23 protein-coding genes are annotated in these 24,230 nt (G+C 48.0%); 5 read left to right on the forward strand and 18 right to left on the reverse strand.

Annotated elements, in window-relative coordinates; all coding sequences use genetic code 11:
- Nucleotides 1-20: 20 nt before the first annotated feature.
- The 4 genes from bioD to bioB are packed head-to-tail and all read right to left on the reverse strand — an operon-like array spanning nt 21 to nt 3,673.
- Nucleotides 21-698, reverse strand: a complete 678-nt coding sequence (gene bioD / locus Pcarn_RS08475; protein ID WP_261833434.1) for a dethiobiotin synthase — start codon at nt 696-698, stop codon at nt 21-23.
- Nucleotides 695-1,474, reverse strand: a complete 780-nt coding sequence (bioC, locus tag Pcarn_RS08480; protein WP_261833435.1) for a malonyl-ACP O-methyltransferase BioC — start codon at nt 1,472-1,474, stop codon at nt 695-697. The genes bioD and bioC overlap by 4 nt, the downstream gene beginning before the upstream one ends.
- Nucleotides 1,471-2,631 carry an 8-amino-7-oxononanoate synthase gene (gene bioF / locus Pcarn_RS08485; protein WP_261833436.1) on the reverse strand — a complete coding sequence of 387 codons (1,161 nt, stop codon included), beginning with the start codon at nt 2,629-2,631 and terminating at the stop codon, nt 1,471-1,473. The genes bioC and bioF overlap by 4 nt, the downstream gene beginning before the upstream one ends.
- Nucleotides 2,618-3,673, reverse strand: coding sequence for a biotin synthase BioB (bioB, locus tag Pcarn_RS08490; protein WP_261833437.1), 1,056 nt, complete (start codon nt 3,671-3,673; stop codon nt 2,618-2,620). Before bioB ends, bioF begins: the two co-directional genes overlap by 14 nt.
- A 112-nt stretch (nt 3,674-3,785) precedes the next feature.
- On the opposite strand from bioB, the gene bioA reads away from it, so the two are divergent.
- Nucleotides 3,786-5,063 carry an adenosylmethionine--8-amino-7-oxononanoate transaminase gene (gene bioA, locus Pcarn_RS08495; protein ID WP_261835660.1) on the forward strand — a complete coding sequence of 426 codons (1,278 nt, stop codon included), beginning with the start codon at nt 3,786-3,788 and terminating at the stop codon, nt 5,061-5,063.
- A 52-nt stretch (nt 5,064-5,115) separates the two neighbouring features.
- On the opposite strand, the gene serS is transcribed toward bioA, so the two are convergent.
- From serS to lrp, 5 genes are all read right to left on the reverse strand, one after another.
- The gene (gene serS, locus Pcarn_RS08500) at nt 5,116-6,423 is read right to left on the reverse strand and encodes a serine--tRNA ligase (RefSeq protein WP_261833438.1); all 1,308 of its coding nucleotides are present in this window, start codon (nt 6,421-6,423) and stop codon (nt 5,116-5,118) included.
- 87 nt (nt 6,424-6,510) lie between these two features.
- The gene (locus Pcarn_RS08505) at nt 6,511-7,857 is read right to left on the reverse strand and encodes a replication-associated recombination protein A (protein WP_261833439.1); all 1,347 of its coding nucleotides are present in this window, start codon (nt 7,855-7,857) and stop codon (nt 6,511-6,513) included.
- A 2-nt stretch (nt 7,858-7,859) separates the two neighbouring features.
- Nucleotides 7,860-8,462: an outer membrane lipoprotein chaperone LolA gene (lolA, locus tag Pcarn_RS08510; protein WP_261833440.1), complete on the reverse strand. Its 603-nt coding sequence runs from the start codon at nt 8,460-8,462 to the stop codon at nt 7,860-7,862.
- Nucleotides 8,463-8,471: 9 nt separating this feature from the next.
- Nucleotides 8,472-11,465 carry a DNA translocase FtsK gene (locus Pcarn_RS08515; RefSeq protein ID WP_261833441.1) on the reverse strand — a complete coding sequence of 998 codons (2,994 nt, stop codon included), beginning with the start codon at nt 11,463-11,465 and terminating at the stop codon, nt 8,472-8,474.
- A gap of 109 nt (nt 11,466-11,574) precedes the next feature.
- Nucleotides 11,575-12,066, reverse strand: coding sequence for a leucine-responsive transcriptional regulator Lrp (lrp, locus tag Pcarn_RS08520; RefSeq protein WP_261833442.1), 492 nt, complete (start codon nt 12,064-12,066; stop codon nt 11,575-11,577).
- Nucleotides 12,067-12,223: 157 nt separating this feature from the next.
- Here lrp and ald point away from each other — a divergent pair, with 157 nt between their 5' ends.
- Nucleotides 12,224-13,351 carry an alanine dehydrogenase gene (gene ald, locus Pcarn_RS08525; protein WP_261833443.1) on the forward strand — a complete coding sequence of 376 codons (1,128 nt, stop codon included), beginning with the start codon at nt 12,224-12,226 and terminating at the stop codon, nt 13,349-13,351.
- A 3-nt stretch (nt 13,352-13,354) separates the two neighbouring features.
- Here ald and Pcarn_RS08530 read toward each other — a convergent pair whose 3' ends face one another.
- Both Pcarn_RS08530 and cysB read right to left on the reverse strand, forming a co-directional pair.
- The gene (locus Pcarn_RS08530) at nt 13,355-14,551 is read right to left on the reverse strand and encodes an SAM-dependent methyltransferase (protein ID WP_261833444.1); all 1,197 of its coding nucleotides are present in this window, start codon (nt 14,549-14,551) and stop codon (nt 13,355-13,357) included.
- A 36-nt stretch (nt 14,552-14,587) separates the two neighbouring features.
- Nucleotides 14,588-15,562, reverse strand: a complete 975-nt coding sequence (cysB, locus tag Pcarn_RS08535; protein ID WP_261833445.1) for an HTH-type transcriptional regulator CysB — start codon at nt 15,560-15,562, stop codon at nt 14,588-14,590.
- Nucleotides 15,563-15,740: 178 nt separating this feature from the next.
- Here cysB and miaE point away from each other — a divergent pair, with 178 nt between their 5' ends.
- Entirely contained in the window at nt 15,741-16,496 is a 756-nt protein-coding gene (gene miaE / locus Pcarn_RS08540) for a tRNA isopentenyl-2-thiomethyl-A-37 hydroxylase MiaE (protein WP_261833446.1), read from the forward strand.
- A gap of 44 nt (nt 16,497-16,540) precedes the next feature.
- Here miaE and pyrF read toward each other — a convergent pair whose 3' ends face one another.
- The 6 genes from pyrF to cmk all read right to left on the reverse strand — a co-directional run bounded on the left by pyrF (nt 16,541) and on the right by cmk (nt 21,813).
- Nucleotides 16,541-17,233, reverse strand: a complete 693-nt coding sequence (pyrF, locus tag Pcarn_RS08545) for an orotidine-5'-phosphate decarboxylase (protein ID WP_261833447.1) — start codon at nt 17,231-17,233, stop codon at nt 16,541-16,543.
- 73 nt (nt 17,234-17,306) lie between these two features.
- Nucleotides 17,307-18,476: a lipopolysaccharide assembly protein LapB gene (gene lapB / locus Pcarn_RS08550; protein WP_261833448.1), complete on the reverse strand. Its 1,170-nt coding sequence runs from the start codon at nt 18,474-18,476 to the stop codon at nt 17,307-17,309.
- A gap of 9 nt (nt 18,477-18,485) precedes the next feature.
- Nucleotides 18,486-18,794 (reverse strand): LapA family protein, encoded by a 309-nt coding sequence (locus tag Pcarn_RS08555; protein ID WP_261833449.1) that lies wholly within the window; start codon nt 18,792-18,794, stop codon nt 18,486-18,488.
- A 203-nt stretch (nt 18,795-18,997) separates the two neighbouring features.
- Nucleotides 18,998-19,282 (reverse strand): integration host factor subunit beta, encoded by a 285-nt coding sequence (ihfB, locus tag Pcarn_RS08560; RefSeq protein ID WP_261833450.1) that lies wholly within the window; start codon nt 19,280-19,282, stop codon nt 18,998-19,000.
- A gap of 74 nt (nt 19,283-19,356) precedes the next feature.
- Complete coding sequence (rpsA, locus tag Pcarn_RS08565) at nt 19,357-21,027, reverse strand: 30S ribosomal protein S1 (RefSeq protein ID WP_261833451.1); 1,671 nt, start codon at nt 21,025-21,027, stop codon at nt 19,357-19,359.
- Nucleotides 21,028-21,135: 108 nt separating this feature from the next.
- On the reverse strand, nt 21,136-21,813 hold the full coding sequence (gene cmk, locus Pcarn_RS08570) for a (d)CMP kinase (RefSeq protein ID WP_261833452.1): 678 nt from the start codon (nt 21,811-21,813) through the stop codon (nt 21,136-21,138).
- Nucleotides 21,814-22,023: 210 nt separating this feature from the next.
- On the opposite strand from cmk, the gene Pcarn_RS08575 reads away from it, so the two are divergent.
- The gene (locus Pcarn_RS08575) at nt 22,024-22,344 is read left to right on the forward strand and encodes a cupin domain-containing protein (RefSeq protein ID WP_390904422.1); all 321 of its coding nucleotides are present in this window, start codon (nt 22,024-22,026) and stop codon (nt 22,342-22,344) included.
- Here Pcarn_RS08575 and sohB read toward each other — a convergent pair.
- Nucleotides 22,341-23,399, reverse strand: coding sequence for a protease SohB (gene sohB / locus Pcarn_RS08580; RefSeq protein ID WP_261833454.1), 1,059 nt, complete (start codon nt 23,397-23,399; stop codon nt 22,341-22,343). The genes Pcarn_RS08575 and sohB overlap by 4 nt on opposite strands.
- An 81-nt stretch (nt 23,400-23,480) precedes the next feature.
- Here sohB and Pcarn_RS08585 point away from each other — a divergent pair, with 81 nt between their 5' ends.
- On the forward strand, nt 23,481-24,221 hold the full coding sequence (locus Pcarn_RS08585; protein ID WP_261833455.1) for a YciK family oxidoreductase: 741 nt from the start codon (nt 23,481-23,483) through the stop codon (nt 24,219-24,221).
- Nucleotides 24,222-24,230 lie beyond the last annotated feature (9 nt).

Here is a 24,230-nt window from a genome sequence, read left to right on the forward strand (position 1 = left end):
CCAAGGTGCGCCGTTTTTATTTAGATAATGGCATCCAACTGTATGTATTTGCTGAGGTCTTTTTTCATTACCCCTGCCACATAAGGGATCTCACCTATCTTCGGAGCATCAATATTCTGCTCGAGGAAGTTAATGATATCGCGATAGTGCTCTTCGCAAGGGTTTACACGGTTGGCAACCCAGCCCACAATCTCGAGACCATCATTCTTAATAGTCTCAACGGTCAGCATGGCATGATTCAAACAGCCTAGCTTCACACCAACAACCAATACTACTGGCAGCTTTTCTTCAGCTACCCAAGAAGAGAGAAAACCGTTTTTAGAAATAGGCACACGCCAGCCACCCGCACCTTCTACCAGTACGAGCTCAGCCTTAGATTTATGCTGTTCAAGCTTCTCTGAAAGCAGTGCACAATCAACACTGGTGCTGTCGATTTCAGCAGCGATATGTGGAGAGGCAGGCGCTTTAAGCGCAATTGGATTCACCTCTTCGTAATCAAGCTCAATGCTCGCGGTTTGTTGCAAATGCAGTGCGTCTGAATTTCTTAGCCCCTGCTCTGTCATGTCTGAACCCGCCGCTACCGGTTTATAACCGATAGTGCTGATACCGCGTGCGTTAAATGCCTGCAAAAGTGCCTTTGATACTACGGTTTTGCCTACGTCCGTATCCGTACCGGCAACAAAAATTGTCTTACTCATTTATCTATGATCCCTAAACATACCCGATAAGTAGCCGGTAATTGTTGGTTTTGCTGGAACAGCTCTCGGTAGTGGCCATCCACTCGGCTCAAGATACTCGGCTTGGTTAGCCCAGCACTCCGCCCTGAAACGCGAGTGGCTCCAATCCCCTTCAGGTCTCGCATCAACTGCAAGGCCGAGGTATACCAGAGCGTAATTTTCGGGAAGTCTATTCGATAGTGGCTAGTACTCGATTGAGCTAGCGCAAATTTTATCTGCTTTTCTGATAAAAAAGTGTTCACATGTTGGTAATCATCTATACAGCGCCACGCCTGTTTCAGCTCAAACAGACTGCCTTCCGCTAAGGTAGAAAATAGCACTCTGCCACCAAATGCACATACCCGCTGCATCTCAATGAGAGGCTTTGTCAGGTCATCACACCACTGCACTGCTAGGCTAGAAACCACCAAATCAAAGTCATTGTCGTCAAACGGAATGGACTCGGCATCGGCAAGGCAATATTGCGCCGAGGCTCCGAGCCTTTGCTCAGCTTGTGACAGCATGGCACTTGAGATATCAAGGCAGGTCACCTCAGCGCCTCGTTGCAACAGTTTTTCCGCAAAGTATCCGGTGCCACTGCCAACGTCTAAAGCCTTAATGCCCGATAAATCGTCCGGCAAGTAGTCAAGTAGCCTCTCCACCACATCGCGCTGAAACTCGGCATGCCGATCGTAGTTCATGGCTGCTCGCCCGAAGGCTTCTGCTATCTCGATTTTATTTTGAGCAAGTACTGTCATACCGCCTCCTTGGAGCCAAGAAGGCTTTTTAACGACTGTCCCAGTGCTTTTACTTGCTCTAGAGAGTGAGAGGCGCTGAGAGTAATGCGCAGCCTTGCCGTATTGGCAGGCACCGATGGCGGGCGAATGGCACTGACCCAATGACCACTGGCTTGCAGGGCTTTAGCCACATATAAGGCATCACCACTGCTACCGATTATCAGTGGCTTAATAGGGGTTTGAGTCTCTACATAGCCTGCTAAATGACTCAGCTGCTGCTGATAGCAGTACTGCAGTTCAACAAGTTTGTCTCTTCGCCACTGTTCTTTTCGAACCTTGCTTATAGCTTGAGTTAGGGTTGCCGCTTGCGCCGGGGGCATGGCCGTAGAGTAAACATAATGCCTAGCAAACTGAGTGAGATAATCTGCCGTCTCTTCACTGCACATTACCGCCGCGCCAGAAATGCCCATCGCTTTACCAAAGGTCACTATTAATAGCTGTGGATTAACACCTGCTGTGTGGGCGCTTCCTCGTCCCTCTTCTCCAATAACGCCGATACCGTGAGCATCATCAAGCATCAACCACGCATCGTGCTCACTACAAAGCTCATGTACCTTAGCTAATGGAGAGGTATCACCATCCATGCTAAAAACCCCTTCGGTCACCACCAAGTTATTTGTATTCGACTTAAGAAGCCTTGCTAGTTGGCTCATGTCGTTATGTGCGAAGCGCTTCATCTGCGCATCACACAACACTCCCGCTTCCATTAAGGAGGCGTGATTAAGCTTGTCTTGGATAAGGGTGTCCGGTTTTTGTAAAAGGGAAAACAGAACAGCCTGATTGGCACTAAATCCAGAGTTAAATAAAATCGCTCTTGGATAATCGAGCCAATCACAAAGCGCATCTTGAAGGGCTGCGTGAGCAAAGCTTTGTCCCACCACTAGCGGAGACGCCGCGCTACCTGAACCATAGAACCCAAGATTCTGTTGCCAGGCTTTAACTAGCTCTTTATCCGACGCTAAACCAAGATAATCATTGCTCGAAAAGTTATTAAACCGCTTTCCTTCGAGTTCGATAAAAGCCGAGTTTCCATGAGCTTTGGCCGTTACTTGACGCTCAAGCCCCAATTCCCTGCGCTTCTGATTCTCTTGGTGAATCCTCTGATCAAACGCTGGCATCGTAGAAAAGGTCTTCCTTGGTCGGTCTTGCTGCAACACGCTCAACTACCCTGTCTAACAATTCGCTTTCTTGGACCTCATCGGGCTTCTGACTCACTGCAGGTTGGCTATTGATGCCCAGCTTCTTGAACAGCAACATATCGCTATCTTCGGCTGGGTTTGGCGTAGTCAGCAGTTTGCAGCCATAGAAAATAGAGTTAGCACCAGCCATAAAGCAGAGTGCCTGCATCTGCTCATTCATCTTTTCACGGCCTGCGGAAAGCCTAACCGCAGACTCAGGCATCATGATGCGAGCAACAGCGATAAGCTTTATAAAATCAAAAGGATCTACCTCTTCAGCGTCCTCGAGTGGGGTACCTTTGATCTTCACTAGCATGTTGATCGGCACACTCTCAGGGTGAACTGGTAGGTTAGCCAGTTCTACTAACAAACCCGCTCGATCGGAAAGACCTTCACCCATGCCGATAATGCCACCGGAGCAGATCTTCATACCCGCATCACGCACGTGTGACAGGGTATCTAGCCTGTCTTGATAGGTACGAGTGGTGATGATGTTGCCATAATACTCAGGTGAGGTATCTAGGTTGTGGTTGTAGTAATCCAGACCTGCAGTCGCCAACTCTTTAGCTTGATCTGGGCTCAGCATACCCAAGGTCATACAGGTCTCAAGACCCAAGGATTTCACCCCTTTGATCATATCAGTCAAAAGAGGCATATCGCGCGCTTTAGGGTTCTTCCAAGCCGCCCCCATACAGAAACGGGTCGAGCCTGATTGCTTTGCCTTTTGTGCGGCGTCCAATACTCGCTCTACTTCCATTAAGCGCTCTTTATCGACGTCAGTGCGATAGTGAGCACTTTGCGGGCAGTATTTGCAATCCTCTGGGCAAGCGCCGGTTTTTATAGAAAGCAGCGTGCTCACTTGAACATAGTTATGCTGTTGGTGATTGCGATGAATGGTCTGTGCTTGATAAAGCAAATCCATGAAGGGCTGAGCTAATAGTTGTTGTACTTGCTCTACTGTCCAGTCATGACGTAATTCCACTGTGGTGTTCCTTTTTACCTGTTTTGATCACTTGGCTAGTCTATCGACGCCATGTACACTGTCAACAAAACAACACCACAAAAGTTTACTAATGCACAAAAATCAATCGAATATGGATTTATCGTTTGATAAACAACACCTCTGGCATCCTTACACTTCCACTTTAAATCCCCTGACCTGCTTTGGCGTTGAGTCTGCAAAAGGGGTAAAGATCAAGCTTGAAACGGGTCAAGAGCTTATCGATGGTATGTCATCATGGTGGTCTGTGATTCACGGCTACTCCCATCCACAGCTCAACCAAGCCGCTCATTCGCAGATAGATAAGATGTCACATGTAATGTTTGGTGGCTTGACCCATGAGCCAGCTATAGAGTTAGGAAAGAAGCTTTTAGACCTTGCCCCAGATAACCTAGAGCATATCTTTTTGGCCGATTCCGGCTCGGTAGCAGTTGAGGTGAGTCTTAAAATGGCGCTGCAGTACTGGCATTCACTGGGGGAAAAGCGTCCTAAATTTTTGACACTCAGACACGGCTATCATGGAGATACCTTCGCGGCCATGTCAGTGACAGACCCAGATAATTCAATGCATTCGTTGTATAAGGGGTTCTTGCCAGTGCATATCTTTGTAGACTCACCGACCTGTGGCTTTTTCGATGAGTGGGATGAAACTGACATTCAGCCTCTCGAAAAAGCACTAGAGAAAAATCATCAGGATATCGCCGCCATTATCCTTGAGCCTATCGTGCAAGGCGCTGGCGGAATGCGCATCTACCACCCTAACTATCTAAAGACAGTAAGAGCACTATGCGATAAGTATGGATTGCTGCTAATTGCTGATGAGATAGCCACTGGCTTTGGTCGCACCGGTAAGATGTTCGCGGTTGAACATGCTGATATACAGCCTGATATCTTGTGTGTGGGTAAGGCGCTAACCGGTGGCTATATGACCTTATCCGCGACTTTAACCAGCAAAAAAGTGGCAGATACCGTCTGCAGTGGAGACGCTGGCTGTTTTATGCATGGCCCAACCTTTATGGGCAACCCTCTCGCCTGCTCGGTAGCCAATGCTAGCCTTGGTATTTTACAAAAGGGAGATTGGCAACAGCAGGTTCATAGTATACAGACCCTGTTTGCCGAGGCTTTACCGAGTCTCAAACGTCATCCAATGGTGAAAGATGTGCGCTATCTTGGCGCTATCGGCGTGGTTGAAACCCACAAACCCGTCAATATGGAAGTGATCCAGCAGCACTTCGTAGACAGCGGAGTATGGATCCGCCCGTTTGGTAAACTCATCTACATGATGCCGCCTTATATTATTCAGCCAGACGAGCTATTAAAGCTAATCTCTGCAATAGATAGCGCATTGGCGAGGCCTGAATGTTTTAGCTAACGGGCACAAAAAAGCCGACCCTGAGGTCGGCTTCTAATTATCGTATTTGGCATTAGTCTAGGTGAGTCAGACCACCCATGTATGGCTGTAGCACTGTAGGGATCTCGATGCGACCGTCTTCCAATTGGTTGTTCTCTAGGATAGCAACCATAGTACGGCCAACCGCTAGGCCAGAACCATTCAGCGTGTGAACCAGCTCAGGCTTCTTCTCGCCTTTACGACGGAAGCGCGCTTGCATACGACGAGCTTGGAAATCCCACATGTTTGAGCAAGAAGAAATCTCACGGTAAGTCTTCTGTGCTGGAACCCAAACTTCTAGGTCGTAGGTCTTGCGAGCACCGAAGCCCATATCACCTGTACATAGAACAACCTTGCGATAAGGCAGTTCTAAAAGCTGAAGTACCTTCTCAGCGTGACCAGTTAGCTCTTCAAGAGCGTTCATTGATTCTTCAGGCTTAGTGATCTGAACAAGCTCAACCTTGTCGAACTGGTGCATACGGATTAGACCACGAGTGTCACGACCATATGAACCTGCTTCTGAACGGAAGCATGGGGTGTGCGCCGTCATCTTAAGAGGCATATCTGCTTCGTCAGTGATGGTGTCACGAACCATGTTGGTCACTGGAACCTCAGCGGTAGGGATAAGAGACAGCTTACGCGGCTCCTCATCGTTTACCTTTTCAGTCAGAGGTTCAGTGTGGAACAGGTCTTCACCGAACTTAGGAAGCTGACCTGTGCCGTATAGGCTGTCTGCATTCACAAGATACGGCACATACATCTCTGTGTAGCCGTGCTGGTCAGTGTGAAGGTCTAGCATGAACTGAGCGATAGCGCGGTGAAGGCGTGCAAATTGCCCCTTCATCACGATAAAGCGTGCGCCAGTGATCTTGGTTGCTGCTGCAAAGTCCAGACCGCCACCTAGCTCGCCTAGATCAACGTGGTCTTTAACCTCAAAGTTGTACTCTTTAGGCGTACCCCAACGAGAAACCTCTACGTTGTCGTCTTCGCTCTTACCATCTGGCACTTCATCGTCTGGCAGGTTAGGCACAGACAAAGTGATGTCTTCTAGCTTGTTTTGAACTTCTACTAGTTCTGCTTTCTTAGCGTCCAGATCCGCACCTAGTGTGCCAATCTGCTTCTTGATTTCTTCCGCACCCTCTTTGTCTCCAGCTGCCATTTTTTGGCCGATTTGCTTGGAGATGGAGTTACGCGTGGATTGCAAGTTTTCAACTTCAACCTGAATGGATTTACGTTGTTCTTCAAGTTGACGAATGGTGTCTACGTCTAGGATAAATCCGCGACGCGCTAGTTTTGCTGCTGTTTCGTCCAGCTCTGTACGAAATAATTTAGAATCTAGCATTGCTAATCCTGCGAGTGGTTAGTACGTACTCACAAATCTCTCTGATTTGTGAGAATTAAAAGGAAAGGTAAAGATATCGAAAAAACACTATTTTTTATAGCGCTTTTGCGTGCTTTTTTGGTCTAAAGATTGAAGATAGTTTAGCTTTTCAGCGATTTTGGTCTCCAAACCTCTATTTTCAGGATAATAGTACCTGCGAGAGTCGAGCTCGGGCGGAAAATAGCTCTCACCAGCGGCATATGCCCCAGGCTCATCATGGGCATATCGATACTCGGCGCCATAGCCAAGATCAGCCATGAGTTTTGTGGGCGCATTTCTAAGATGGTGTGGCACTTCTAAATCAGGCGTCTGGCGCGCATCATTGAGTGCTTCCTTCCAAGCCTTGTACACAGCATTACTCTTGGGAGCACAAGCGAGATACACAACCGCTTGAGCAAGTGCTCGCTCACCTTCTGCAGGCCCAATTCTGGTAAAACAGTCCCAGGCATTGATAGCTATCTCCATCGCCCTTGGGTCAGCGTTACCGATATCTTCCGAGGCAATCGCAAGTAAGCGGCGGGCAATATAGAGAGGGTCACAACCTGCTGTGAGCATACGCGCAGTCCAGTAGAGCGCTCCATCTGGGCTAGAGCCACGGATAGATTTGTGCACAGCTGAAATAAGGTCGTACCAAATATCACCCTTATTATCGAAACGGGCAACCTTCTCACCGGCTACCTGAGCCAATAGCTCAAGGTCGATCTGTTTCACCCCACCCTTTTCAACCGCCATATCAAACAGCAGTTCAAGATAATTGAGAGACATGCGAGCATCGCCGCCCACGAGCTCTGCAAGGCGTTTGTCGCTCTCATCGATAAAGTCAGCTTTAAGATTGCCCAGACCGCGCTCTTTGTCATTCAGAGCTTGGTGAATAACCTCAAGGATATCGTCTTGATTAAGGGACTGGAGTTTATACACACGAGCACGGGATAAGAGTGCGTTGTTGAGCTCAAAAGAAGGGTTTTCGGTAGTGGCACCAATAAAGGTGACAGTGCCATCCTCGATATGCGGAAGAAACGCATCTTGTTGGCTCTTGTTGAAGCGATGCACCTCATCCACAAACAAAATGGTGCGAGTACCCATCAGTTGATTCTCTTTCGCCTTCTCAATAGCGGCGCGGATCTCTTTTACACCTGAGGTTACTGCGGATACGCGCTCTACCTTGGCATTGGCATAACCTGCCGCCACCTCAGCTAGGGTAGTTTTACCCGTGCCCGGAGGTCCCCATAGGATCATAGAGTGCAGATGCCCGGAGCGCAGTGAACGTGCTAACGGCTTGTCCGGTTGCAGTATGTGCTGCTGTCCGATGTACTCTTCAAGAGTGCGCGGCCTCATCCTAGCCGCTAATGGTCGAAAATCCTCTCCAGACGAAAAATCCAGCTGATAGTTGCTCATAATTAGTTGCGTTGATCGTCCACTTCAACCCCATTTGGGATCTCAAACACGAAGCGAGACTTGGCTGGCACCTGATTTTTGTAATCACTAAAGGTAAATTTAGAACGTTGGCCGTCTTGTTCAACCACATTAAAGCCAGAGATGGTGCCTTGGGCATCGATATCTAGCTGGAACTGGCCCTGAGTGCTATTTACGTCAGTCGGAGTTAGGGTAAAGCGATCGCCATTTTGCACCACGCTGTATTTGTCCCAATCGCTCGCCTTATTGCGAGTCAGTAGAACAAACGGCGTCTGCTCAGTCGCTTGCTTCTGCCAGTAGATACTTACCTGTTCAACAAACGGGGTGTAGTACCACAGGGTTTCACCATCTGACACTAGGATGTTTTCATCTGGGGTTTCGCTAGTCCAGCGGAACAGGCTAGGCCTTGCGATCTCCACCTTACCTGTGCCTTCCATAACCACTTCATCGTCAGGGCTGACAACGGTTTGCTCAAAATTAGCACTGAAACCGTCGGTTTTTGCCAAACGCTCCACCAGCACATCCTGAGCATTTGCCCAAACATTCACTGATACCAGAGCCAACAGGCTCACTAAAATCTTCTTCATTCTGTTCTCTTACACGTCTTTGATTGGCGGTGGCGCCAATACTTCGCGGTTTCCGTTATGGCCAGGTGCACTCACTATGCCCTGCGCCTCTAATTGTTCTACGATTCGCGCGGCACGGTTATAGCCAATCTTGAATCGACGCTGAACGCCAGATACTGAACCGCGACGGGTTTCAGTCACATGCTCAACCACTTGGTCAAACAGTGGGTCGACATCCTCATCGCCTTCAGGTTTCTCTCCTGGAAGCAGAGAATCGGCGGATTGTTCAGCTTGGGTAATCGCTTCAATATATTGTGGCTTGCCTCGAGCTTTCCAATCATTTACGACCGCGTGTACATCATCATCAGAAGCAAACGCGCCGTGCACACGTATGGTGTGGCTTGAGCCCGGTGGCAAATAAAGCATATCACCCATACCCAACAGCGATTCTGCGCCGCCCTGATCCAAGATGGTTCTTGAGTCCGTCTTAGTAGACACGGTAAACGCAACACGGGTTGGGATGTTGGCCTTGATAAGACCTGTGATTACATCCACCGATGGACGCTGGGTAGCCAAGATAAGATGGATACCGGCCGCACGCGCTTTTTGCGCGATACGAGCAATCAGCTCTTCTACCTTCTTGCCCACCACCATGATTAGGTCAGCAAACTCATCCACAACCACAACGATATACGGCAATTTCTCAAGCAGTGGCGGTTCTGCATCCATACTATCGCCCGGCTGCCATAGCGGGTCATGGATAGGATGGCCGGCTTCAGCAGCCATCTTAAGCTTATCGTTAAAGCCTTTCAGGTTACGTACGCCCAACGCTGACATCAGCTTGTAGCGACGCTCCATCTCGCCCACACACCAGCGCAGTGCGTTAGACGCATCCTTCATGTCGGTGACCACCTCTGAAAGCAGGTGTGGTATGCCTTCATAGATAGAAAGCTCCAACATTTTCGGGTCAATCATGATAAAGCGAACATCTTCTGGCGTTGACTTATACAACATGCTCAGAATCATAACGTTCACACCCACAGACTTACCTGAGCCTGTAGTACCTGCCACCAGCACGTGCGGCATCTTGGCTAGGTCACCTACAACCGCATCACCTGCGATATCTTGACCAAGTACCACAGCCGTTGGTGATTTGTTCTCGGTGAAGGTTGGGCTACTGATCACATCAGACAGATAAACCGTCTGACGAGACATATTTGGAAGCTCTAGGCCCACATAAGGCTTGCCTGGGATCACTTCAACCACACGTACCGCCATCGCCGATAGCGAGCGGGCCAAGTCCATAGAAAGACCCGAGATACGCGATACTTTGACACCCGGTGCTAGGTCTAGTTCAAAACGGGTAATAACAGGGCCTGGGAAGATGCCCACAACTTGCGCCTTGATCTTATAATCCGCAAGTTTCGCCTCTACTAGGCGAGCTATGTCTTGCAGCGCTTCTTTATCGATATGGTTATCACGCTTTTCCGGATGATAGAGCAGTTCTAGCGTCGGCATCGGGCTAGTCGGTTTCGGCAGATTGGCGTCTTTTTGAATCAAGAACGGGTTTTGTGAGGCCTGAGCACGAGCCTGAGCCTTGGCAACCTCTGCTGCAAATGCTGCGGCATCATTGGTTGGCTCTTCCTCGACCACTTCACCCTCTACAGCGACAGTTTCTTCTTGGGCTACCTCCGTGACTTCAAGATTTTGGTTCGGCTGTTCAACAGAGTCTGTATCCGCCTCTTGCTCAGCTGGAATCTCAAATACCTGATCAGCGACCACTTCCTCAGTGATTCGCTGTTGTACTGGCTGCTCGGAGTCGGCTTGAAGCTCTTGTTGTGGCTCTTCATCCACCAGATCCATGTTGATAGTAGGCTCTGGTTTCTCTTCTTCCTCAATCTCAATTGAGAAAGGTTCATCAATGACTTCATCATGCGGCAAATTAACTTCCGGCGCACTAGATTCAGGTGCGGCTGGCTGTTGTGGTTCCACCACGGCTTCAAAGCTTGGCGCACTGGCAACTACAGCTTCGATGGTTGGCTCTTCTGTCTTAGGAAGCACAATCTCAGGCTCTTTACGCTCGATAACAAGCTCTTCAGACTCGACAAAATCATTAGCAAGTTGAGCGTCTTTCTCAAGCTGTTCAATAGGTGCATGCAGGTTAGCCGTGCGATCGAACTCGAAGCTCTCTTCCTGAGGCTGGGCCTCATTCGGAATGTAGATCTTGTACTCTTCTTCCTCTTGCTTAGGCACTTCTGCAATAGGGCTGAGCAGAGGGTCATCCTCATCCGCTTTATCGATCACGACTTCGTCTGCAGACGTATCTGCGTACACAAGCTTCTGATCGTCCAAGCGAGAGGGCTCGATAACCTGCTCTTTGTCGCCACGTACAAAGTTAAGTGCCTTAGCAAACGCATCTAGAGTAGCTTGACCGATAGACTCAACGATTGATAGCCAAGAAACACCGGTAAATAGGGTAAAGGATGCGCCCCATAAGAACAGCAGCGCGAGTGTTGTACCCAGGGAGTTTAGCGTTGGAATCGCGAGACTGGTGATCACATCACCAATAACGCCACCTGAGGAGAAGTACCAAATATCGTCGAAGTTGATGTCGGCAAGACCACAACTGGTCACGATGAGCAAGGCACCACCAAGCAGACGCGTCCCCCACAGCATAAGGTCTATGCTCTCATCAGGCATACGCTTGCGGAAGGTTGTCCAGGTGAGCAGTATCAGCGCCGGTGGCAATGCATAAGCAAGCACACCAAAGGTGAACAGCAGGGTGTCTGCTATCCAGGCACCAAACAGGCCCCCAGCGTTTTGTACTTCCCCGCCCCAAGCAGTTTGGGACCAAGAAGGATCAGCTGGGCTGAAGGTGAACAGGGCTACTGCCATTAAGACAGCGATGAGAATACCGACGATGAAACACCCTTCTCTTAGACGCTGAGAGCCGGTTAGGTTCGAGTTAGTCTTTGAGGGAGAGGTGTGGATTACGGTTCGAATCTTGGAATTTCTTTTCAACATATCCATGTGTGCGAAGATACAACAAGAGCGGCTAATGCCGCCCGTGGATAGTTTTATTTAAACACATGCAGAGGTAAAAACCCAAGTCAAACCTCTGTTAATCATGGATTTAGCGGGTTTTGATAACCAACTGGTTGCTCTGCTTAACCTCTTCCATAACCACATAGGTACGGGTGTCGTTTACACCAGGGAGGCGAAGCAGGGTATCGCCAAGCAGCTTACGATAAGCGCCCATATCCGATACGCGAGTCTTCAATAGGTAATCAAAATCACCAGAAACTAGATGACATTCCTGAATATCGTCCAATTTTTGCACAGCACTGTTAAACTGTTCAAATACATCTGGTGCACCACGATTCAGGGTAATCTCAACAAATACCAATAGTGAGGCATCTAGATATTGAGGGTTAAGTTGCGCAGTGTAGCCAAGGATATAGCCTTGACGCTCTAGTCGACGAACCCTTTCTAAGCAGGGCGTTGGAGAGAGGCCGACTCGCTTGGACAACTCGACATTTGAGATACGACCGTCTTTTTGCAGTTCGTTCAGAATATTCCTGTCGATACGGTCCAGTTCCTTGGACGGCTTAGTCACTTCTACCATGGTTTTATTCCACCTTTTTACTTCCTTGCAACAATATACGCTACATTTAGAGAATATTTAGCATCAAATTTCAATTAAAACACATTATACTAGTCATTAATTTCGTGATAAACGCAAAACCCTAGAAACAATAACTAAAAAACATTAAGGAGTCAGGATGATCATTGGTATCCCTAAAGAGATTAAGAACCACGAATATCGTGTAGGTATGGTTCCAGCCAGTGTTAGAGAAGTCATCTCACACGGACACCAAGTCATTGTCGAAACCCAGGCCGGCTCTGGCATAGGTTTCAGCGACGAAGATTATATCGCTGCAGGTGCATCCATTCTTCCAAGTGCAACAGACATATTCGCTCAAGCTGAGATGATCGTGAAGGTTAAAGAACCTCAAGCGGTCGAGCGCGCTATGCTGCGCGAAGGGCAAATACTGTTTACTTATTTACACTTAGCACCTGATTTTCCACAAACAGAAGAACTAATCAATAGCAAAGCGGTTTGTATTGCTTATGAAACTGTTACTGATCACTTAAATCAGTTACCTCTGCTGGCTCCGATGTCAGAAGTAGCAGGACGTATGGCTATCCAAGCCGGTGCTCAAGCTCTTGAAAAATCAAATGGCGGTCGTGGTCTTCTGCTTGGTGGTGTTCCAGGTGTTGAACCGGCGAAAATCGTGGTAATCGGTGGCGGCGTAGTAGGATCTAACGCAGCTCGTATGGCAGTTGGCATGCGTGCAGACGTGACAATCCTTGATCGCAACATCCACACCCTACGTGCTCTAGACGAAGAGTTCCAAGGCCGTGCTAAGGTGGTTTACTCCACTGAAGAGGCGCTGACTCGCCACGTAACCGAAGCTGACCTTGTTATCGGGGCAGTACTTATCCCAGGCGCTGCGGCTCCTAAACTGGTAACTAAAGAGCACATCAAGGCGATGAAACGTGGTGCGGCAGTTGTTGACGTAGCTATCGACCAAGGCGGCTGCTTTGAAACCTCACACGCGACAACACACGCAGACCCTGTATACATGGTTGATGACGTAGTTCACTACTGCGTAGCAAACATGCCGGGCGCGGTTGCTCGCACCTCTACTTACGCGCTGAACAACGTAACCCTGCCATACATCCTAAAACTGGCAAACAAGGGCTACCAAGAAGCGCTAACCGAAGATAACGGCTTCCTAAATGGCCTAAACGTTATCCACGGTATGGTGACATGTAAGGAAGTTGCTGAGAACTTCGACCTAGAATACGTTGCTCCTATGGATGCAATACAGCGTGTTAACAGCTAACAGTTAGTTTTCATCTAACGCCGCTTGAATAAGAATATTCCGCGGCGTTATTTTTTTGTCGCAAAACTGGCTTAGCTCAACCTGATAGCCCTGCTCTTGTAAATACAGCGCCTTATCCAGCACCAGCCAGAGCTCCAAGGGTCTTTGGAAAAGCTGCTGCACTAGTCCTAGACGCTCCATATCCAAAAAGCGCGCCTCTCCCCTACTTTCGTATTCCGCCCAATCAGCTTCTAATAACTCGAAGCCTTTCTTGTCAGACGCCCAACGACAAAATGCCTCAAAGCCGAACTGCAACTGGGATTTTTTGACACTTGGAATGGACTGATATTCATCTTTTCCGGTTTGGTCGCGAAGCAACTCATCTAAAGCCAATCTATACACCATCTCTTGGTGACGGTGACGAGATACGCGCTCTCCACCTGTAACAGTCTCTTGCAGCGGAATTCGAAGCTCATTTTTAGAAAGGCTCAGCTCGGATGCCTTGCCATATTCAGACATAGCTTGATAGCTGTCATCTCGAATCAGGTGATAACAACAAGGAGCAATAGAAAGGTTCTTGATCTGATGCTGGCTTGCCTGCTTCATCAAGACTACATGCAGGTCGCCGCAGGCGTGCAGGGCAACCGCGTGTAAATCATTTGAAAAGAGCTGATGCTTCTCACAACAAAACGCATCCCCATTCACAAACTCAACCGGAAGCTCAAGCTTATCTGATTCGGCTTGCCCTTTGTCACATAGCATCTGTTGCCATTCAAAGCTGGTTACAGGCTGCTTGGTTCCTACCGCCAGCATTCGCCCCAGAAAGCCCTTTCCCGCGCACCATTCGAGCCATCTCTGACCTTGGTGATGGCTCATCGCCGCCGAACCCATGGCCTCGATTTGAGTTAATTTGCGACCAGGAATGCCACTGGCTTGATGTGAATCCAGCCTCTGTGCTCTGTACTCGGTATCTTTGAGTTCGGATAGACTGCTAAGCGCTTCAGTTACCTGAATAAACCGAGCAAGAGCGTCAGTAAGAAGCGAAGAGTTTTGTTTTAGTTCTTCTACTTGAGATAGCTCAAGTGAGGAAAGCCAAGCGGTTAAAGCCTGATTCGAGCCAAATCGAGTCAGGCCATTACGACTTTCATGGAAGGGTTCGAAGCGCCAATAGTGCTGACTTTGCTGCAGTATGGCGTCTAGAGATTGGAATCTTGTCTGCATAGCGCTCTTTTTACCGAGTCGGAGCGCTAAATGCAACTAGCGCACAGGAAGCACTATGTCTTTGAACATCTCTTCGATTTCTTGATTGTTCTTAAGCGAAATCGCTTGTTCCACCACAGGGCGCGTTAGGTGTGGCGCAAATCGCTCAACAAAATCAAACATATAGCTACGTAGAAAGGTACCGCGACGGAAACCAATGCTAGTGGTACTCGCACCAAAGATATGACTGGCATCGATAGCCACTAGGTCTTTATCTTGCTCTTGATCGATCGCCATACTAGCAATCACGCCAACCCCTATCCCCATACGCACATAGGTTTTAATCACGTCAGCATCGGTGGCAGTGAAGACGATCTTTGGAGACAAGCCTGCCTTATCAAATGCGGCATCCAACTCTGAGCGACCGGTGAAACCAAATACATAGGTCACGAGTTGATAAGCAGCCAAGTCAGCGATGGTCACATGAGATTTTTGCGCCAATGGATGGTCACGCGTAACCACAATAGAGCGGTTCCAATGATAGCAAGGTAGCATGATGGCATCGTGATACAGATGAAGGGCTTCGGTCGCAATAGCAAAGTTTGCGGTGCCCTTGGCGATTGCCTGAGACATCTGTGACGGCGTTCCCTGGTGCATATGCAGGGAAACCTTAGGGTAACGCGCAGTAAAGCCTTTGATCACATCAGGAAGCGCATAGCGAGCCTGAGTATGAGTAGTTGTGATGTTCAGTGTGCCCATCTCAGGATGTGTATGCTCAGCGGCCACGGCTTTTACCGACTCAACACGAGAAAGAATCTCACGAGAGATCTTGATGATCTCCTCGCCTGCAGGGGTGACCTGAGTAAGGTGTTTTCCGCTTCGCTCAAATACCTGAATCCCAAGCTCATCTTCTAAAAGGCGAACCTGCTTACTGATACCGGGCTGAGAGGTGTAGAGACTCTCTGCTGTCGCTGACACATTGAGGTTATGGTTAACCACCTCAACTATGTACTTTAGCTGTTGTAGCTTCATGCTAATCCTTGTCATCCATTACGTTTAATATAATCGTTAGTTATAACGCCATTTGAAAAAATTGAGAAGTGGTTTTATCTATATAATTGAAGTTAATGGCATTTGAGTGGCAGACATTCAGACTGGATTTGGTTAATCTAGCCCTTCAAATTTGTTACACCTTTCTAGATTCTTTAGCATGTACCAAGAGTTATTGACGCCAATTAAGCAGTTCCTTAACTGCGAAACCCCGCAAGCCTGGATTGATGAAGCGCAAAAAGAGCAGCGCCTTTCGACCGTGCTTATCGACCACCTATTGTGTGAACTGAAAGCGGCGCAATCTGCGATGTTTTTGATTCGAAAGTACGCGGCCGACACCGACAGCAAGCAGCAACTTCTTAAATGGTTTCAGCCCTATGAGGACTTCGCATATCGTGGTGTAGGTGACCTTAACTCCCTGAAAGGCAAGAGCAATATCTCTAAGGCGATTATCGCTAAATCTGACTCACCCTACTCTCAATCTCTGATCGATAAGATGGTGCTACTGATAAAAGAAGAGTTGCACCATTTCTATCAAGTTTTAGAGATAATGGATAGCCGCGGTATTGAATATCACAATGTCAGCGCTGGGCGTTATGCAAAGGGGCTGATCAAGCACATCACTACCCATGAACCCCAAACTCTGATTGATAAGCTGATTGTGGGAGCCTTTATCGAAGCCCGCTCTTGTGAGCGATTTGCCGCCCTTGCGCCATATATGGATGAAGACATTTCAAACTTCTACATATCCCTACTTCGTTCAGAGGCAAGGCACTATCAGGATTACCTAACCCTTGCCGAAGAGGTAGCGGGAGGAAGCATTGAAGAGAGAGTGGCGCATTTTGCCAAGGTTGAGGCTGAGCTTATCTCAACGCCTGATGAAGAGTTTAAATTCCACAGTGGAATTCCAGCTTAGTTCAGATAAAAGAAAACCCGCTAGAGAGCGGGTTTTTTGATTCTTTACGCTAGGCTAGCGTTGATATCAGCCAGTACCTGAGATGGATTCTCAGCCTGCGTGATAGGACGGCCAATCACCAGGTAGTCAGAACCTGCAGAGATAGCATCTACCGGCGTCATAATGCGCTTCTGATCGCCTACCGCAGCACCTGCAGGGCGAATCCCCGGCGTTACTAGCTTAAACTCTTTTCCAAGCTCAGTTTTAAGGAAGCTCGCTTCTTGCGCTGAACATACCACACCGTCTAGGCCACTGTTCTTGGTAAGGCTAGCAAGGCGGAATACCTGCTGCTTAGGCTCAACATCCAGACCGATACCACTCAGATCAGATTGCTCCATACTGGTCAGCACAGTCACACCAATAAGCAGTGGACGGTCTTTACCATAAGGCTCAAGGATTTCTCGTGATGCAGTCATCATGCGCTCGCCACCACTTGCGTGAACGTTCACCATCCATACACCCAGATCAGCGGCTGCTTTTACCGCTTTCGAGCAGGTATTTGGGATATCGTGGAATTTTAGGTCAAGGAATACAGAGAAACCGCGGCTATGCAGCTCACGAACAAATTCTGGGCCAAACAGGGTGAACATCTCTTTGCCGACTTTTAGGCGACAAGAAGCTGGGTCAATTCGATCAACGAAGCGTAGAGCGTCATCTTTTTTATCGTAATCTAGGGCAACGATAACTTTTTGGTCCATGTGGTTTCTCCATAGGTTGAGCATCAAATGAAAGCGCGCCTATTCTAACCACGAACGCAGAAAATTGTTAGCCTTATTCGCCGTCTAGGCCACGGATAGGTTTGATCTTGCCCCAGCTACGACAAGATGGGCAATGCCAATGCAGGGCATGGGTAGAGTAGCCACACTGGCGGCATCTATGATGGGGTTTAACCTTAAGCTGCTCACCAACCATGGCTTGTAGGGTGCTCAAGCTATCTTTCGCACTGCCCTCTTCCGCCTCAGCGATATGATAATCGATAAGACGATAGAAGCCCTTCATGGTCGGGTTCTTTACAAGCTGGCGAGTAAGGAGCCCCTGTGCAGCTTCGATACCCTCATGCTGAGCCACGACCTGAGCGAGCATCAGGTCAACCGACACACCCGCTTTCTTCTCAGTACAGCGACGCAAAAACTCAATGAGCTGATCTTCTTGTCCGAGGTGGTGATAGCAATCTGCAAGATTTGGCAAGATTTCGCTAATAAAATCAGAATCTTGCTCAAGTACCGACTCTAGGTATTTAATGGTCTTGCTGTACTCTTCCGTTTCCAGGTAGATACGACCCAAGGCAATGGTGGCACGCACACATTTAGGGTCTTCCGAGAGCGCTTTCTTGTACAAGGTTATCGCCTTTGAGCGCTTACCAAAGGCCTTCTCGTGCAGAGCCAGTTCACAGTAGTAGTGAGCAATGCTGGTCCTCATTCGGCGCTTACCCATCTTCACCAGCATGGTGGCGTAATGAATCGCCTTACTCCATTCTTTGGTTTGTTGATAGATAGCAACAAGCTGATAAAGAGCGTGCTCTTTGTGATCCGGCTCTTCTACTAGCTGTTCGAAGATCTTTTCCGCACGGTCCAGAAAGCCCGATACCATGTAGTCTCGCGCTAGCTGCTGCAGCGCGATGTTCTTCTGATCTATGGTCAGCTCAGTACGAGCGATCAAGCTCTGGTGAATACGGATAGCTCGGTCTACTTCGCCACGGGAGCGAAACAGGTTACCCAGGGCTAAGTGGGTATCTATGGTTTCATCGTCTATCTGAAGCAGCTCGATGAAGTGGTCAACGGCCTTGTCAGACTGCTCCGATAGAAGCAGGTTAAGACCACGAACATATTGACGGGAAATCTGGTTAGACTGTCTCTGACTTTCTTGGCGCGCACTGCGCTGCCCCATGTACCATCCATAGGCAGCAGCGATCGGCAAAAGTAGAAACAGTAACTGAAGCATAGAGAGTGATTATTTACTCGGCTCTTTCACAACTGGCATTTGAGTGCTCGGTTTGGATGGCACTTCAACTTGTGGTGTCAGCTTTTTCAGTTTGCGTTTTAGTTTACGAACTTGGAGTTGAGAGCGGAAATGCATGGAGCCAAAGATAAGCCCAGAAATCACAAAACCCAACACGAAAACGCCACCGATGAGAGATGAGAGATGGAAGTTCCCCTCGGCGAGAAGATAATTGAAGGTCACGACTTCTTGGTTTTGAGCGCCAAGCGCCAAAGCAATCAGAAACAGAACCAAAACCAATGCAATTTTTAGGATTCTCACTCAAACTACCTTTTACAACACAGTACGTTAGACGATTATGCAGCAAATCCGACCACGACACCATGAAAATATGATTCTCTACTCTCGACTGCAGTAGAGGTAAACAATTCCACTATTTTTACCCTACTCTCGTACGATAAAATTCGTTTCAGGTACAAAAAAACGGCACTCAAACGGTGCCGCTTTTCTATAAAAACAGGGAGTTACAGGCTGTCGTTAACTCGCTCACGTAATTCCTTGCCCGGTTTAAAGTGGGGAACGTATTTGCCTTCCAGATCCACCTGATCACCAGTCTTAGGGTTACGCCCTACACGAGGTTCACGATAATGTAAGGAGAAACTGCCGAAGCCTCGAATTTCGATGCGTTCACCGCTTTCTAGAGTCTCAGCCATATGTTCGATAATTTCTTTTACTGCGTCTTCAATCTCTTTTGCAGAAAGGTGTGTTTGTTCTGCACACAATCTCTCTATCAACTCAGACTTAGTCATAGTTTCCCTCTTTCAACATTAAAAAAAGGGAGCCATAAGGCCCCCTCTTAACGATAGTTACTTAGAATAAGTAATTATTCGCCTTTCGCAGCCTTGAATGCGTCAGCCATAGCGTTACCGAACGAAGACTCATCTTGCTTGTTCAGTGAAGCCATTGCTTCTTGCTCTTCCGCTTGATCTTTAGCTTTGATAGATAGGTTGATTACGCGGTTCTTACGGTCAACACCGGTGTACTTCGCTTCAACGTTATCGCCAACGCTTAGGATTAGAGACGCATCTTCGATACGGTCACGTGACACTTCAGAAACGCGGATGTAACCTTCAACGCCGTCTACAAGTTCAATTGTAGCACCTTTTGCGTCTACTGCAGTCACAGTACCGTTAACTAGAGCACCTTTCTTGTTGTCAGCTAAGTAGTTGTTGAACGGGTCGTTTTCCATTTGCTTAACGCCAAGAGAAATACGCTCACGCTCTGCGTCTACTGCTAGAACAACTGCAGAGATTTCGTCACCTTTCTTGAATTCGCGTACTGCTTCTTCACCAGCAACGTTCCAAGAGATGTCAGATAGGTGTACAAGACCGTCGATGCCGCCTTCTAGACCGATGAAGATACCGAAGTCAGTGATAGACTTGATCTTACCAGTAACTTTGTCGCCTTTAGCTTGAGCTTCAGCGAATGACTGCCAAGGGTTAGCTTTACACTGCTTAAGACCCAGAGAAATACGACGACGCTCTTCGTCGATCTCAAGAACCATAACCTCAACTTCGTCGCCTACGTTAACAACTTTAGATGGGTGGATGTTCTTGTTAGTCCAATCCATTTCTGAAACGTGTACTAGACCTTCAACGCCTTCTTCGATTTCAACGAAGCAGCCGTAGTCAGTTAGGTTAGTAACACGACCAGTTAGCTTGTGACCTTCTGGGTAACGCTTAGCGATTGCTACCCATGGATCTTCACCTAGTTGCTTAAGACCTAGTGATACGCGAGTACGCTCACGGTCAAACTTAAGAACTTTAACTTGGATCTCGTCACCAACGTTAACGATCTCAGAAGGGTGCTTAACGCGCTTCCAAGCCATGTCAGTGATGTGTAGAAGACCGTCAACACCACCAAGGTCAACGAATGCACCGTAGTCAGTAAGGTTCTTAACGATACCTTTAACTTCGCTGCCTTCTTGTAGAGTTTCAAGTAGCTCATCACGCTCAACGCTGTTTTCAGATTCGATAACAGCACGACGAGAAACAACAACGTTGTTACGCTTCTGGTCTAGCTTGATAACTTTGAACTCTAGCTCTTTGTTTTCTAGGTGAGCAGTGTCACGGATAGGACGTACGTCTACTAGAGAACCAGGTAGGAACGCACGGATACCGTTTAGTTCTACAGTGAAGCCGCCTTTAACTTTACCGTTGATGATACCAACAACAGTTTCAGCTTCTTCGTATGCTTTCTCAAGTACGATCCAAGCTTCGTGACGCTTAGCTTTCTCACGAGAAAGTTGAGTTTCACCGAAACCGTCTTCAACAGCGTCTAGAGCTACGTCTACTTCAGAACCAACTTCAACTTCAAGTTCGCCTGCAGCGTTCTTGAATTGCTCAGCTGGGATAGCAGATTCAGACTTAAGACCAGCGTCAACTAGTACAAAGCCATTTTCGATAGCAACTACAGTACCTTTAACAATAGTACCTTGTTGGAATTCAGTTTCGTTTAGGAACTCTTCAAAGAGTTGAGCAAAAGATTCAGTCATTATTTGATCTTCAATATTTAAACGTCCACGGGCATCCTACCGCGTGGGGGTTGATAAATTCGCCAGTCATCATCCATGCGACCAACGTTCCATGTATCTTGACCGGAATCAAGACACCTTAGATTCGATAAATTTCAGTGCTTCTACCATCACTTCTTCAATAGAAAGCTCAGTAGAATCAAGCACTAGAGCGTCTTCCGCAGGACGTAGAGGTGCAACTGCGCGGTTGCGGTCTCGGTAGTCCCTTTCTTGGATCTCGCTCAAAAGGTGGTCAATACTAACCTCTAAGCCCTTGTCTTGCAACTGCTTATAGCGTCTTTTCGCTCGCTCTTCGGCGCTTGCATCAAGGAAGATTTTTGCCACTGCGTTCGGGAAAACCACCGTTCCCATGTCACGGCCGTCTGCCACCAAACCCGGCTCAGTGTTAAACGCTCGCTGACGACGCAGCAAAGCTTCACGAACACGCGGTAGAGCCGCGACTTTAGATGCGGCCATGCCGGTCTCTTCACGACGAAGTTCACCCGACACATCCTCACCTTCTAGAATCACTTGTACTAGGTCACCTTTAGCAATGAACTGCACGTCCAAATGCGTTGCTAGAGGTACCAGAGCATCTTCAGACTCAAGGTCCACACCGTGGTGGATTGCCGCTAGGGCCAGCACGCGATAAATCGCACCAGAGTCCAGTAGTTGATAGCCAAGCTTTTCAGCCAACATCATACATAAAGTGCCTTTACCTGCCCCACTTGGGCCATCGACGGTAACGACAGGAGAATCAGAGGACATACTTGCTCCATTTGTTTTTTCTTATCGACCCGATCGCTCGGGCGTATTCTCGAATCATTGGGCTAGTTCCCTGAGCACTCGAGTATATTTTATGTCACGTCACTGTGAGCGCGCCTATTATAGAGATAAAAGGTTCATTTCGCGAGGAAAACTGGGGCATAAAATTGCCGTTTACATGCCTCTCATTTATCACTCAACCAAGGAAAGATAGTGGTGAAAAATCTATTCGATGCGATACCGGAAAAGCTTGAGCAAGAAGCGTTTAACTCTCTCCTTGAACATAATGCGGTAAAAATAGAGAGAATTGTTTCTGAAGGACACATCTCACCTGAGTCAGGTTGGTACGATCAAGACCTGCATGAATGGGTGTTGATTATTCAAGGTGAGGGACACCTTGAGTTCGAAGATGAGCGAATAGAAAAAATGAAGGCGGGAGATCATCTGAACATCCCCGCCCGAGTAAAGCATAAAGTGTGTTGGACGGACCCTAACCAGAAAACCATCTGGCTAGCCGTCTTCTATCAGGACTAAACAATAGGACGCTGACCGCGTTGAACCCACTTCATCAATAGTCCATCAGCGGCGTCGGCAGCTGATTTACCTAATCGGTCTGTTAGCTTTTTCTTTTGCACATAGTGAACAGCAAGTACTGTTTTATCCTTGCAAGCATCGACCACGATATCATCCGAGGTTTTTACCTCATCAATCAGACCAAGGTCCAGGGCTTGAGTGCCATACCAATGCTCGCCTGTTGCAACTTTATCAAGTTCAAGATCAGGGCGACGCTCAGCAATAAAGTCTTTGAACAACACATGAGTCTCTTCAAGTTCTTGTTTGAATTTCTCACGTGCCTTGTCGGTGTTCTCACCAAACATGGTCAGGGTGCGCTTGTACTCACCTGCGGTAAGCTGTTCAAACTCAATGTCATTCTTCTTGAGCAGCTTATTAAAGTTAGGAAGCTGAGCAATAACACCGATAGAGCCCACGATAGCGAAAGGTGCACTGACAATCTTATCTGCCACGCACGCCATCATATAACCGCCACTTGCCGCCACTTTATCTACTGCAATAGTCAGTGGAATGTTTGCTGATTTGATGCGGTCTAGTTGAGAGGCTGCTAGGCCATAACCATGCACCATACCGCCACCAGACTCGAGGCGTACCAGCACCTCATCGCCCTCTCTTGCGCAGGCAAGGATGGCGGTGATTTCTTCTCTTAGGTTGGTCACTTCTTTGGCGTCGATACTGCCGACAAAATCAAGGACGAATAGATGAGGCTTGCGCTTGGCGTCTAGCTCTCCCTCTTTAGCCGCTTGCTTGATCTCTTTTTCACGATCTTTGTGCTCTTGCTTAAGCTTTTTCTTTTCCGCTTTGTCGCGCGCCTTGATAAAGGCTTCATCGTGCAGGTGGTGCTCCATCAGTTCGATATTTTGCTGATGTTGCTCGGAAAGGTTGGTGACTTCTAGCGTGCCTTTTGCTGAAGATTTAGTCGATGCTGATTTAGCTACGATAAGCACCACGATAACAGCGGCGACAAAAGTAACAATTTTGGCCAAAAACAGCCCGTAATCTAACAAAAATTCCAATGTCTTCTCCCTGATTTAGATTATTCAGGTATTGTACTCTGCATAGAGACAAATCAAAACCGCACGACAAGGAATTAAACTGTGGATTACTCGATTGCTAAAGACGCACTGAAAGACAAAATCATTCTCGTAACCGGTGCAGGTGATGGCATTGGCAAACAAGCAGCTCTCTCTTTTGCTGAGCACGGTGCTCAGGTATTGCTGCTTGGCCGCACAGTAAAAAAACTCGAACAAACCTATGATGAGATCATGGCAGCAGGTGGCGCTGAGCCGGCGATTATCCCGCTAGATATGATGGGCGCAACCAAGCAAAACTATGTAGATATGGCCGAGACCATCGAAGGTCAATATGGCCGCCTCGATGGCGTACTGCAAAATGCCAGCCTATTGGGCGTTCTTAGTCAGTTCGACCAGATCGAAGAAGATACCTTCGATGAGATCATGCAAGTCAACGTTAAAGCTCAGTTCTTGATGACTCAGGCGTTATTGCCGGTTATTCGAAAGTCGGAGATGGGACGAATTATCTTCACTTCATCTACCGTTGGTCACGATGGTCGCGCGCTGTGGGGCACCTACTCTATTTCTAAGTTTGCTACCGAAGGCATGATGCAGATCTTAGCCGATGAGCTAAGCAATACCACTATTCGTGTCAACGCTATCAATCCGGGCGCAACCCGCACTACCATGCGTGCTAGCGCCTACCCTGCTGAGGACAGCATGCTACTTAAAACACCACTCGAGATCATGCCTCTATACTTGTATCTAATGAGTGAACAATCACAAGAAATCAACGGTTTATGTATCGACGCTCAACCTAAGTAGTTATAGGAG

The organism is Vibrio ishigakensis, from assembly GCF_024347675.1.
Classification (GTDB): Bacteria; Pseudomonadota; Gammaproteobacteria; order Enterobacterales; family Vibrionaceae; genus Vibrio; species Vibrio ishigakensis.